At 58.6% G+C, this 9,294-nt stretch carries 19 protein-coding genes; 9 read left to right on the forward strand and 10 right to left on the reverse strand.

Annotated elements, in window-relative coordinates:
• Positions 1–17: 17 nt before the first annotated feature.
• The 4 genes from HP556_RS24950 to HP556_RS24965 form a co-directional block, all read right to left on the reverse strand.
• The gene (locus tag HP556_RS24950) at positions 18–665 is read right to left on the reverse strand and encodes a glutathione S-transferase family protein (RefSeq protein WP_338117612.1); all 648 of its coding nucleotides are present in this window, start codon (positions 663–665) and stop codon (positions 18–20) included.
• Between the two features lie 330 nt (positions 666–995).
• Positions 996–1,445, reverse strand: a complete 450-nt coding sequence (locus HP556_RS24955) for a VOC family protein (RefSeq protein ID WP_089264233.1) — start codon at positions 1,443–1,445, stop codon at positions 996–998.
• A 138-nt stretch (positions 1,446–1,583) separates the two neighbouring features.
• On the reverse strand, positions 1,584–1,739 hold the full coding sequence (locus HP556_RS24960) for a hypothetical protein (protein ID WP_246297895.1): 156 nt from the start codon (positions 1,737–1,739) through the stop codon (positions 1,584–1,586).
• A gap of 175 nt (positions 1,740–1,914) precedes the next feature.
• Positions 1,915–2,439, reverse strand: a complete 525-nt coding sequence (locus tag HP556_RS24965) for a PAS domain-containing protein (RefSeq protein WP_175368960.1) — start codon at positions 2,437–2,439, stop codon at positions 1,915–1,917.
• Between the two features lie 161 nt (positions 2,440–2,600).
• Here HP556_RS24965 and HP556_RS30430 point away from each other — a divergent pair, with 161 nt between their 5' ends.
• Both HP556_RS30430 and HP556_RS24970 read left to right on the forward strand, forming a co-directional pair.
• Positions 2,601–2,726 (forward strand): hypothetical protein, encoded by a 126-nt coding sequence (locus tag HP556_RS30430; protein WP_256461297.1) that lies wholly within the window; start codon positions 2,601–2,603, stop codon positions 2,724–2,726.
• 203 nt (positions 2,727–2,929) lie between these two features.
• Positions 2,930–3,115, forward strand: coding sequence for a hypothetical protein (locus tag HP556_RS24970; RefSeq protein ID WP_116662218.1), 186 nt, complete (start codon positions 2,930–2,932; stop codon positions 3,113–3,115).
• A gap of 550 nt (positions 3,116–3,665) precedes the next feature.
• On the opposite strand, the gene HP556_RS24975 is transcribed toward HP556_RS24970, so the two are convergent.
• Positions 3,666–3,833: a hypothetical protein gene (locus HP556_RS24975; RefSeq protein WP_170849665.1), complete on the reverse strand. Its 168-nt coding sequence runs from the start codon at positions 3,831–3,833 to the stop codon at positions 3,666–3,668.
• A gap of 255 nt (positions 3,834–4,088) precedes the next feature.
• Here HP556_RS24975 and HP556_RS24980 point away from each other — a divergent pair, with 255 nt between their 5' ends.
• The gene (locus HP556_RS24980; protein WP_081422012.1) at positions 4,089–4,262 is read left to right on the forward strand and encodes a DUF3606 domain-containing protein; all 174 of its coding nucleotides are present in this window, start codon (positions 4,089–4,091) and stop codon (positions 4,260–4,262) included.
• Between the two features lie 80 nt (positions 4,263–4,342).
• Here HP556_RS24980 and HP556_RS24985 read toward each other — a convergent pair whose 3' ends face one another.
• Both HP556_RS24985 and HP556_RS24990 read right to left on the reverse strand, forming a co-directional pair.
• Positions 4,343–4,708, reverse strand: coding sequence for a PRC-barrel domain-containing protein (locus tag HP556_RS24985; RefSeq protein ID WP_175368961.1), 366 nt, complete (start codon positions 4,706–4,708; stop codon positions 4,343–4,345).
• Positions 4,709–4,803: 95 nt separating this feature from the next.
• Positions 4,804–5,049 (reverse strand): hypothetical protein, encoded by a 246-nt coding sequence (locus tag HP556_RS24990; protein ID WP_175368962.1) that lies wholly within the window; start codon positions 5,047–5,049, stop codon positions 4,804–4,806.
• Between the two features lie 468 nt (positions 5,050–5,517).
• Here HP556_RS24990 and HP556_RS24995 point away from each other — a divergent pair, with 468 nt between their 5' ends.
• Entirely contained in the window at positions 5,518–5,844 is a 327-nt protein-coding gene (locus HP556_RS24995) for a hypothetical protein (RefSeq protein ID WP_089264243.1), read from the forward strand.
• A gap of 124 nt (positions 5,845–5,968) precedes the next feature.
• Here HP556_RS24995 and HP556_RS25000 read toward each other — a convergent pair whose 3' ends face one another.
• Both HP556_RS25000 and HP556_RS25005 read right to left on the reverse strand, forming a co-directional pair.
• A complete protein-coding gene (locus HP556_RS25000) occupies positions 5,969–6,154 on the reverse strand; it encodes a hypothetical protein (protein ID WP_139069921.1) in 186 nt (61 codons plus the stop codon).
• A 223-nt stretch (positions 6,155–6,377) separates the two neighbouring features.
• Positions 6,378–6,545, reverse strand: coding sequence for a hypothetical protein (locus tag HP556_RS25005; protein WP_158550333.1), 168 nt, complete (start codon positions 6,543–6,545; stop codon positions 6,378–6,380).
• Between the two features lie 277 nt (positions 6,546–6,822).
• Here HP556_RS25005 and HP556_RS25010 point away from each other — a divergent pair, with 277 nt between their 5' ends.
• From HP556_RS25010 to HP556_RS25020, 3 genes are all read left to right on the forward strand, one after another.
• Positions 6,823–7,029, forward strand: coding sequence for a hypothetical protein (locus tag HP556_RS25010; RefSeq protein WP_089264246.1), 207 nt, complete (start codon positions 6,823–6,825; stop codon positions 7,027–7,029).
• Between the two features lie 161 nt (positions 7,030–7,190).
• Positions 7,191–7,439, forward strand: a complete 249-nt coding sequence (locus HP556_RS25015; RefSeq protein ID WP_139212548.1) for a DUF6719 family protein — start codon at positions 7,191–7,193, stop codon at positions 7,437–7,439.
• A 119-nt stretch (positions 7,440–7,558) separates the two neighbouring features.
• A complete protein-coding gene (locus tag HP556_RS25020) occupies positions 7,559–7,756 on the forward strand; it encodes a DUF3606 domain-containing protein (protein WP_068736505.1) in 198 nt (65 codons plus the stop codon).
• A gap of 125 nt (positions 7,757–7,881) precedes the next feature.
• Here HP556_RS25020 and HP556_RS25025 read toward each other — a convergent pair whose 3' ends face one another.
• Positions 7,882–8,355 carry a hypothetical protein gene (locus HP556_RS25025; RefSeq protein WP_175368963.1) on the reverse strand — a complete coding sequence of 158 codons (474 nt, stop codon included), beginning with the start codon at positions 8,353–8,355 and terminating at the stop codon, positions 7,882–7,884.
• Between the two features lie 153 nt (positions 8,356–8,508).
• On the opposite strand from HP556_RS25025, the gene HP556_RS25030 reads away from it, so the two are divergent.
• Together HP556_RS25030 and HP556_RS25035 are read left to right on the forward strand one after the other, a co-directional pair.
• Positions 8,509–8,748 (forward strand): hypothetical protein, encoded by a 240-nt coding sequence (locus tag HP556_RS25030; RefSeq protein ID WP_175368964.1) that lies wholly within the window; start codon positions 8,509–8,511, stop codon positions 8,746–8,748.
• Between the two features lie 177 nt (positions 8,749–8,925).
• Entirely contained in the window at positions 8,926–9,240 is a 315-nt protein-coding gene (locus HP556_RS25035; protein WP_175368965.1) for an H-NS histone family protein, read from the forward strand.
• The last annotated feature ends 54 nt before the right edge of the window (positions 9,241–9,294 follow it).

The raw sequence follows: 9,294 nt of genomic DNA on the forward strand, positions 1-9,294 counted from the left end.
CAAGCGAACGCCTGCGCTCAGGAGAGCGGCGGCGCGACATAGGTCTGGAAGCCCGGCCGTACCGAGATCGCCTGATACCAGCGTTGCAGATGCGGAAGTGCAGGGCGGATGACGCCCTCGACGCCGAACCATCGCCGCGCATAGCAACCGATGGCGATATCGGCGAGGCTGAAATCGTCGCCTTCCATCCAGGTTTGACGGGAAAGTTGCCGGTCGACCATCTCCCACAGCGCCGCATTGGCATCCGCGGCCTTCTGCAGCGCGGCCATGTCGCGGTCGGCGACGGGCGTCCGCACCAGTCCCCAAAACAACGGGCGCTCGGCCGGCTGCAGCGTCGTCAGTGTCCAGTCGAGCCAGCGCTCCATCCCGGCGCGCACTTTTGGCGTGGATGGGTAGAGCGTCGATGTAGCGCCATAGGCCAGGGCGATATAGCGCATGATGGAATTGGATTCCCACAGCACGAAATCGCCTTGCACCAATGTGGGGACGCGGCCGTTGGGATTCATCGCCAGATAGTCGGCCTCGCTGTTGCGGCCAAACTGCATGCCGGCATCAATGCGCTCATAGGCGACGTCGAGTTCATGGCAGCACCACAGAACCTTTTGCACATTGACGGAATTGGCGCGGCCCCAGATCTGCAGGGATGGAGTGGGAGTCTGTGGCACGATGAACCTCGCTGGCGAATAAGCGCCGCAGGTTTAGCCAGCAACGCGCCGCCATCGCAAGGCCGGTCTCGTGCTGACCTCTCACAAAGGAGCGAGCCCGCAAACAAAACAGGCCCCGCGTGAGCGAGGCCTGTTCATGGGTTCAGCTTGGGAGGCGTCAGCGACCGAAGAAGAGCCACAGCAGAATGATCACCGGAATCGGTACACCCAGCAGCCAGAGCAGAATTCCACGTCCCATTGTCTCAGCCTCCATGAAATCAGTATCGCATCAACAACGCGGCACTGCTCATGGCGTTCCACCGCTGCACCTGCAGCGATGCGTTTTGTGAGTTACCAATGTCCGGTGTTGGGCATTGACGACCATGGCTCCTGCGGCGGCAGTGCGTCGCCTTTCTGCAGCAGCTCGATGGAATGCAGATCGGGCGATCGCACGAACGCCATCTGGCCATCGCGCGGCGGACGATTGATGGTGATGCCGAGCTTCATCAACCGGTCGCAGGTCGCATAGATGTCGTCGACCTCATAAGCGAGATGACCGAAATAGCGATCCTCGCCATATTTCTCTTCGTCCCAGTTGTAAGTGAGTTCGACCAGCGGCGCGCCTCGTCCCTTGGTCTTGGCAAGTAACGCCTCGTCTTCGGCGGCGCACAAGAACACCAGAGTGAATTTCGCCTTGTCGTTGTCGACCCGGCGGACTTCCTTGAGCCCGAGCGCATCGGCATAGAATTTCAGGGCCGCATCCAGATTGCGGACGCGCAGCATGGTGTGAAGGTAGCGCATTGGGATTGTCTCCATGGGATCGACACAAGCGTGCAACCACTAGGGCAGCGGCGCTTGCCATAGCAGCTAAACAAGACAAATGGCAGATGTCGTCTTGAGAAAGAGGGCGCACCATCTGAATTGTGAAGAGCGTTGCCCTCAGGCGCTGACATCCACGATGGCGGGCGTATCGATTTCCCGCTTGTGCCAGACGGTCAAATCCTTGCGCGGCTTCTCCCACGCATATTCGTCACCGCTTTTTTGCAAATGCTGAATGGCCGCCACATGGGCGTCATCGGCGCTCTTGGCTTCCACGACGATCTCCACGGATTCCTCGACGGAGCGAACGACGACGACGCTAAAAAATTTCCTTGCCATGCGGGCATAACCGGCAGCGCAAGGCTACGTTCCCGGTGACGATGTATTAAGCCGTGACCGCAGCATTTTATCGGGAACGCTGCCGTAATGGGTAATCTCGAACCGTGCGGGATTAGGTCGGGACGATGCTGAAATGATGATCATCGATCTTCTCCCGCGTGATGTCGACGATGGCGCCAGGAAACCGAACCGCCTTGCCCGACGAATCGAGCGTGCACTTGCCGCGCGCATAGACCCAATGCGTGTCGCCGTGAGAGACGACGCGATATTCACGGGAGAACACCTGACCGGTCGTCAGTGAGCGAGTGATAGCGGCGGCGACATCATCGATGTCGTCCGGATGAATGGCATCCAGCCAGTCTTGCAACGGCGTGCCCCGCGAGGCCAAATCCGCATTGACGCCGAACAGACGGGCGAATTTGCTGTCTGCATAGACGCGGTCATTGGCGATGTCCCAGTCCCAGGTGCCGACCAATCGATCCTGGATACTGGAATCGCCTTCATGATGACGCACGCCGCTCTGGGCGGCTTCGAGCGAAGCCATCCGCAGGATCTGCGCGAGAACTGTGTGATGGCCCGCCTGCGCCGAGATGGCGAGCTCCCTGCAGATCTCCGAGATGGGCCGACCGACAATCATCACCGCTCCCGGAACTTATTGGCCAACTGACCGTAATATTGCGTATATTGATGGGCATTCAATTCAACGTACAGGGAAAAGGTTCCGAAACCTTTCTGTACAACTTGGGAGTGTTACTCGTGTGGCGGTTTGGAAGGGCTTCGGACGAGGAGGCCTTAAAAATGGTTGTGACTTACCTCACCATTAACGAGCCGGAGCGCCGTCGCGAAATATTCGAACTCGCTGAGAAGTATGCGAAGGAGACCTGCACTCCGCCGATTTCGCAGGACAACGTCGATAAGAAGTAACAGGCAGAGGAAGTAACGAACCAGGCAGGAGCGCTTCACGATGCGGCCTGTAGTTTAGTTTGATCGCGGGAGCGCCGTTAACAGTCCACAACGGCTTCGTTAAAATCCGATCGGCCAAGTAACCTTCATCGGTTAGGTTAAAACCAGAGTATGATTGCGCGGAAATAAGAGTGAGCTATTCATTTCCCATCGAGGGAGTGACCATGTCCGCTTCGTTTCACAATGCCGACAAGCCGACGCATCGACGGGTGATGCTCGTGGGATTTCTGTTCTGCGCAGCCTTTGTCGCGGTGAGCTTCTTCGCCCGGCCGCAGCCGGCAACGGACCATGTCCTGCTGAAAGCCGACAAGCTCACTCGCACCGCCGGCCAGCCCGTGGCTGCCAACTAGCCAAGCAAACCATCAACGCTGGCTTGGCGTGGTGTTTGGGGTGAAGGGTACGATCACGCGTACGGGCTCTGGCAATGCGGGTCGCTCATAGGCGACATGCTGGGCGCCTTTATTGGCAACAGCGGGTGTCGGCTTGAGGAGCCACGGTACGAAGGCGATCATTCCGCAGACAAGCGCGACCGCGCTGAGCAGGAATACACTATTATCTTCTTCTCTCGGTCCCATGCCATGGAAACACCGCACTGCGGCGTTCGTTCCAATGAGCTATGCGACCGCATGCAAGCGGCGAGGGAAGACTATGAGAATTGTCGCTGTTGGACTGCTGATCGCTGTCATACCGCTGCAGGCCTTCGCTGCGGCGTCAAAGAAGCCAGTGGCAACGAAGCAGAGCATGAAGCCGGCACTGCGAAAACCAAATATCTGTGCGCAATACGGTGCCGGATTCCTGCAGGTTGAGGGGACGTCGACCTGCATCAGGGTCGGCGGGAGCGTCGGCATTGGTGGGGGTGTTTCGCACTAGAGCGTGGATCGCCGCGGACTGCTGGCTACCTCAGACCTTCTTGTCGAGCTCAACCGGCGCCTCCGGCGGCTCGTGATGGTCGTCATAAGCCCGTTTCGCCTGCAACTGGTCCCATGCTCCCGTGCGCAATGACAGCCGACCGTAAGGCGGCGGGTTCGGCCTCAGTTCGACGGTTTGAACGACAAGGGCTGTGGACATCATCTCCCATAATGCCGCGGGTGCGATTGGGTTCTCCGAGCTCTGGAAGTGCAGTTAAAGCCGGGTTGGCGGAATCTCCGGCATTTGAACAATTACTTGTGTGGCAGGTGAGCGGCGCCCGGAACAAGTCACAGTCGTGCATGTTTTGCACTCACCAAACGGCATATGGGACACCTTGCGTGGACGAAGATTTCAATGACGCCGGCGAGCAGCTCGCCATTTATATCAACCAGTTAATTGAAGAGGCCGACGACGATGGACGACCGGAAGAACAAGGGTCAGCCGGATCGCAGCAAGATCAACATGCACGAGGCGCATGAGGTGAAATACTGGACCCATCAGCTCGGCGTTTCCCGCGAGCAGCTGCAGGCGGCGGTGGAGAAAGTTGGCAATGCGGCTGCGGCAGTGCGCAAGGAACTGGCGCACTAGAGCCGATGCATCGAACTGGGTGAACAAACAAGAACGGCACCCGATCAGGTGCCGTTCTGCTGTGTGGTATCTCCCGGGCGTCAGATGCCCATGGGAACGCCGTAGTAATCGTTCACCGCGCGGGCCTGCGATGTGTCAGCCCAGTTCCAACTATTGTCGTTGCCGTATTTGGGAGCGTTCTCCAGCTGCTGCTGCGTTACGCCAGTGCGATAACCGCCCAGTGCGGTATCATATTTCAGCGACTGCCAGGGCAGGGGATAGTGATCGTCGCCGATGCCGAGAAAGCCGCCAAAGCTGAGCACAGCGTAGGACACCCGGCCACTCTTCTTGTCGATCATCACGCGCTCGATTGAACCGATCTTCTGGTCGTCAGCGCCGAACACTGCGGTGCCTTCGACCTTGTCGCTGCCAATCAGGTTACCTTGTTCACTTGCTTCGATGGGCATGTAGAGCCTCCCTTTTGGTTGTGTCTGGCCAACAGGTAAAAGGGAGAAACGTTCCTACGTCGTTGCCCTGCAAATGTTTGGGACGCCCAGCGTCGTCAGCGACTGGCCACGAGACGCAGGCGCGGCTTCAGCGTATTTTGCAAGTCGTCAGCAAGCTTGAGGACCCGCGGATCGCTGGAGCGGGCTGCGCAGGTTGAGAACTGATTGACTGAGCGGACAAGAGCCTCGCGTTCCTCGCGCGTAGGCGTGACATGCGGACTCGATAGGCGCAGCACCATCTGGCCAAGGCCGACGAGCAATTCATCGAGCGCCTTGTCGATCTTTGTGATCTGTTCAATCATCGCCATTACTCCACTGCTCGCACGCGTGTCCGTGCGACACCGCGTACATTCATGGAGAGGAAAGCGTCGGCTTTGCGAGCCGTTCCGATAACCGGCCCCTCATGGTGAATGAAACGTGAAGGCGGTATGGGGGTGCGTTAAGGCTTCACCCGGAGCTAATCGGCGCCTTGTCGCGGGGGAGCGTAGCGAAGCGACGCGTATAGGGTGACGGTTTCATTTTGCGATGCGTCACGGGAATCATCTTGTCGCGTCCGTTGTGTTCATCGAAAGCGCGAAGCCGCTCTCGGATGAATTCGGGATGCGCCGCGTGAAAGGCCTGAAGCTGGCGTGCGAGTTGCGCACGGCGATAGCGAATGGGCATCATGACGCACCTCCGGTCCGGAACCCGAGCGGTGAAATCTTACAGGCCCTGAAACCAACAAAAAAGCTTGGCGTTATTTGGCCGGTGGTGAACAGAAAGGGTATCACATGAAAAAAGCAGCATTGATCCTGGCCACTGTCGCAGCCATCGGCACGACCGCCATGACGGCGCCTGCCGAAGCGCGCGGATGGGGTCGAGGTTGGGGACCGGGTCCCGCAATCGGCTTTGGTATTGCCGCAGGTGCGCTGGCCGCGGGGGCTTATGGTGCGTACGGACCGTACGGATACGGATATGGCCCACGCTATTATGGCTACGGTCCCGGCTACGGCTATTACCGACCGCGCTATTACCGTCCGGCTTACTATGGCGGTTACTATGGTCCCGGCCCCTATGCCTATGGCCCGCGTTACTATCGCAGCTATGGTTATTGGTAGGGCCGAACACGGCCCGGAGCATTGCTTCGGGCCTATTGCGCTGCACGTGCCTGACGCGCATTCAATAAAAAGCCCGCCAGAAATGGCGGGCTTTTTATTGGTCGCTGCTGCGAGCAGATCGTAGCTAGTGCCGCACGCGGCGCTCCTGACGGGGCGTCACGAACTCGTTCCAGTCGGTGGCCCGTACCTTTTCGATCGTGGTCTCGTAATAGTCTTCGCGTTCGCGCTGAAACTTCGCCTGTTTCTCGCGAAATTCTGCCACCCGGCGTTCCATGTCGGCGCGTGCCGCTGAAATTCTTTCTTCGTTCATTCTCTTCTCTTCGTTTCGCTCCCCAAGGAGAGCATCGATGCCGAATGCGGCATCAATCCGATCTTTGCAAGGCGACCGGTGGATAAGTCGCAGCGCGCAACGCTCACGCAAGCTGAGATCTCCCACACCGAATCAACGGCAAAACAAAACCTCGCATCACGGCTGTGAAGCGAGGTTGGATGTTCCAGCGCAGACGTAACGCCGCCGACGCCAAAGGATTCCGTTATTCAGCACTCTCCAATGCGAGCGCCTGTTCGAAATCCCGCATCCGCGCGTTGACCCAGTCTTCGTCCTGACAACTCAACAGCAGCATTTCTCGTTCTGCCTTGCGGCAGAATTCCGGATCCGGATCGATGCTTTTCCAAAGGTCGATACGTGCCTGCAAATCCATGTCAGTCTCCCTGTTTTCCAGCCGCGTATGCCCCGCCAACCCGGCGATTCCTGTGACGTCCCGATAAAACATTGGCGAATGATGTTCGCTGTTTGTTCTAGTTCAGGTCAGCCATTCTGTCCATCGGGATCTCGCTGCGGCAGATTGCACGGAAATTCTGCAGGGGAATGGTGCGATCCGAGATCCCGATTTTGATCGCGATGGAGAGTGTCATCGTCATCAGCTATAAGGCCGCTCGCTCGGGGCCTTTTGCTTCGGCGTCTGTCAGGAGAGCTGCATGAGCAAGCAGGCAATGCGCGAAGAGGCCGAGCGTCTGATCCGCGAGACTATGGAGCGCAAGGCGCTGGTGGTGAAGCAGGGCGACACACGGATTATGACGACCTGCGGCAAGTGCGGCGCGGCGAACAAGGTCTCGGCGCCAAAGGGTGTCGCGCGGGTGTCTTTCACCTGCAAGGAGTGCGGTCACGAGCAGGTCACGCTCTGACCCTATGCTGAAACCGGAAATCGGCGCGAAAATTGCTTTGTGTTTCGCGGTGGTCCGGGGCAATAATTGCGGTAACGGCTCGGGGAGAGCCGACTGCAAAAATTGAAGGGCGTGAGCGATTACCCTTGGACCGGTGCGTATTTGCTGTGTTGGGGACGACCATGCGTTTTTGGGTTTTGGGGACTTTCGGAATTTCTCTGGTGGCGTTGGCCACACCTTCCGCCGCTCAGTCCATTCGGACAGCTGAACCGCTCATCCTGGCGCCTTACGAGAGCGCGCTGGTCCAGGACGGTTCATGTGCCGCTGGCAAGATCTTGAAGGTGACCGGCGCCATTCGTGGCCTGCGCCGCAAGAAGCTGTGCATCCCGCTCAATGAGATCCAGGCCTCGCTGGGCTCGGTGGTTCAGTAGCCGCCCGCGGCAAGACTTCTTGCTTTGACTGGACGACTTTCCGAGATCGCATCAATCGCCTGTTAACGTTGGAGTGTGCACTCGCTTGGGCTGTGCGGGCGACGTGTTACCCTGCCGGCATGATCAGTCTCGTCCCAGTCGCCGCCGTCCTGGCGTCCGAACGTGGCGTCCGGCCGGCGCCGGTGATCGATTCCAGTGATGCTTCCCAGCGCGACTATTGGGCCTATCGGCTCAGTGTCTCGCCGACCGAACTGAACGCTGCAATCGAAAAGGTCGGCTCGTCGGTTGCCGCCGTGCGGCGACACCTCGGCAAATAACCCGAACCGGCAGGTCGTCCCCCCTCGCGTTGAAGCTCCAGCAAGTCGAAGCCCGCAAGGCGAAAGCCCCGCCGGGGGAGGACGGGGCTTTCTGAAAACAGAGCATCGGGGAAACTGCTCCGGCCTTACAACCGGTCGCACCCGGAATCGTTCCGCAGCGTTGTTCGGATACGCGTCTGCATGGCTTCGTAATAGACGTCGCGCTCGTGGATCATCTGGGCTTGGCGAGCCTTGAACGAAGCAACGCGCTTGAGGATCTCGGCCCGCTCAGATGGGCCCGAATAAAGCGGATCTCTCCGGGCAGGAGATGGCACGTTGGTTGGAACTGCAACAGGAACGTCCTGCGAACTGCGCTCTGAGGTTTCAATTGCTGCGTTCGCCGCATGTACAATCAGAGCAGGAGCCATCAAACGATCTGCGTCCACGGTGGCAGGCGAGGTGACGGTTTCCGTTGAATCGGACGCGTGCGACGGCGCGTGGCTCGGCGGTTGCCAGATGTTCAGTCGCTGGGCCGCGACCGGATGCGCGGCGGCGACCTCCTGTACGAATGCGAGCGTCTGCGCGACCAGTCGGTCACGCTCTTCTTTCCAAGATGCCATGACGCGTTTCCCCAATCCCGCATCCATTCTCTGCGAAGCGTGAGCTCGACGTCAATTGAATTGCATCCATCATGATGTCTTCGGTGGATGATCTCTCTGCCGCGCTTGCGGCGCATGGATGTTACCGCTAGTTCGGAACAAACGGAGATTTCCATGGCCAAGATCGATCTGGACTCACTGAGCATCGAGGAACTTGCGGCACTGCGCGATCATGCATCCGACAAGCTGGCGGAAAAAGTTGCTGCGCGTCAGTCTGAGCTCGAAGCCGAGCTGGATAAGCTCGCGCAGTACGGCAAGTCCGTGAAGAAGTCTCAGGCAACACCGGTGGCAAAGCCGAAGAAGGACGATCTGCCGAAGAGCGAGCTCTCCGCCGATGTCTCGCGGGCTGCATAAAGATTTCGCAAATCGGTATTTGATTACTTAAGGGCGGAGCTCATTTCAGATTCGCCCCGATATTTGATTTTGATGTGGTGTTTTGACACCGCCCGCATTTCATTTAATTGACGCACGCTGGCGCGTATTTTGCGCGCCTTGGGAAGGAGTGCGGACGCATTTGATCGGAGCTTGTTTATGCCGGCCCTTGATATCAAATCTCTTTCGGTTCCCGAACTCCTCGCATTGCGGGAGGATATCGACAAGCAACTGCAAGCCCACCGTGCCGAATTGCAGGCGCAACTCGCACAGATCAGAAGCGTCGATGGCAAAACCAGCCGTGTCAAAGGCATCAAGGTTGCGGCGAAGTATCGCCATCCCAAGACCGGAGAGACTTGGACCGGGCGCGGCGGTGTAGCGGGCTGGCTCGCGAAGGAGATCGCCGCCGGTCGCAAGCGGGAAGACTTTTTGATCGACAAGCCCGCAAGGAATGGACGCGCCAAAGCGAAATAGATCCAGGAAACGTGGCGACGAAGCGAAACATGCGTTGATCCCGGCATGGTACCG

It is taken from the genome of Tardiphaga robiniae (assembly GCF_013359755.1).
Lineage (GTDB): Bacteria > Pseudomonadota > Alphaproteobacteria > Rhizobiales > Xanthobacteraceae > Tardiphaga > Tardiphaga robiniae.

Bases quoted from the DNA above. Each gene is read 5' to 3' on its own strand.
- HP556_RS25035 (WP_175368965.1), top strand. From the start codon at position 8,926: ATGCCGGCCCTTGATATCAAATCTCTTTCGGTTCCCGAACTCCTCGCA.
- HP556_RS25030 (WP_175368964.1), top strand. From the start codon at position 8,509: ATGGCCAAGATCGATCTGGACTCACTGAGCATCGAGGAACTTGCGGCA.
- HP556_RS25000 (WP_139069921.1), bottom strand. From the start codon at position 6,154: ATGAACGAAGAAAGAATTTCAGCGGCACGCGCCGACATGGAACGCCGG.
- HP556_RS24970 (WP_116662218.1), top strand. From the start codon at position 2,930: ATGTCCGCTTCGTTTCACAATGCCGACAAGCCGACGCATCGACGGGTG.
- HP556_RS24990 (WP_175368962.1), bottom strand. From the start codon at position 5,049: ATGATTGAACAGATCACAAAGATCGACAAGGCGCTCGATGAATTGCTC.
- HP556_RS24955 (WP_089264233.1), bottom strand. From the start codon at position 1,445: ATGCGCTACCTTCACACCATGCTGCGCGTCCGCAATCTGGATGCGGCC.
- HP556_RS24995 (WP_089264243.1), top strand. From the start codon at position 5,518: ATGAAAAAAGCAGCATTGATCCTGGCCACTGTCGCAGCCATCGGCACG.
- HP556_RS24975 (WP_170849665.1), bottom strand. From the start codon at position 3,833: ATGTCCACAGCCCTTGTCGTTCAAACCGTCGAACTGAGGCCGAACCCG.
- HP556_RS25020 (WP_068736505.1), top strand. From the start codon at position 7,559: ATGATCAGTCTCGTCCCAGTCGCCGCCGTCCTGGCGTCCGAACGTGGC.
- HP556_RS25015 (WP_139212548.1), top strand. From the start codon at position 7,191: ATGCGTTTTTGGGTTTTGGGGACTTTCGGAATTTCTCTGGTGGCGTTG.
- HP556_RS30430 (WP_256461297.1), top strand. From the start codon at position 2,601: ATGGTTGTGACTTACCTCACCATTAACGAGCCGGAGCGCCGTCGCGAA.
- HP556_RS25010 (WP_089264246.1), top strand. From the start codon at position 6,823: ATGAGCAAGCAGGCAATGCGCGAAGAGGCCGAGCGTCTGATCCGCGAG.
- HP556_RS25025 (WP_175368963.1), bottom strand. From the start codon at position 8,355: ATGGCATCTTGGAAAGAAGAGCGTGACCGACTGGTCGCGCAGACGCTC.
- HP556_RS24985 (WP_175368961.1), bottom strand. From the start codon at position 4,708: ATGCCCATCGAAGCAAGTGAACAAGGTAACCTGATTGGCAGCGACAAG.
- HP556_RS25005 (WP_158550333.1), bottom strand. From the start codon at position 6,545: ATGGATTTGCAGGCACGTATCGACCTTTGGAAAAGCATCGATCCGGAT.
- HP556_RS24965 (WP_175368960.1), bottom strand. From the start codon at position 2,439: ATGATTGTCGGTCGGCCCATCTCGGAGATCTGCAGGGAGCTCGCCATC.
- HP556_RS24980 (WP_081422012.1), top strand. From the start codon at position 4,089: ATGGACGACCGGAAGAACAAGGGTCAGCCGGATCGCAGCAAGATCAAC.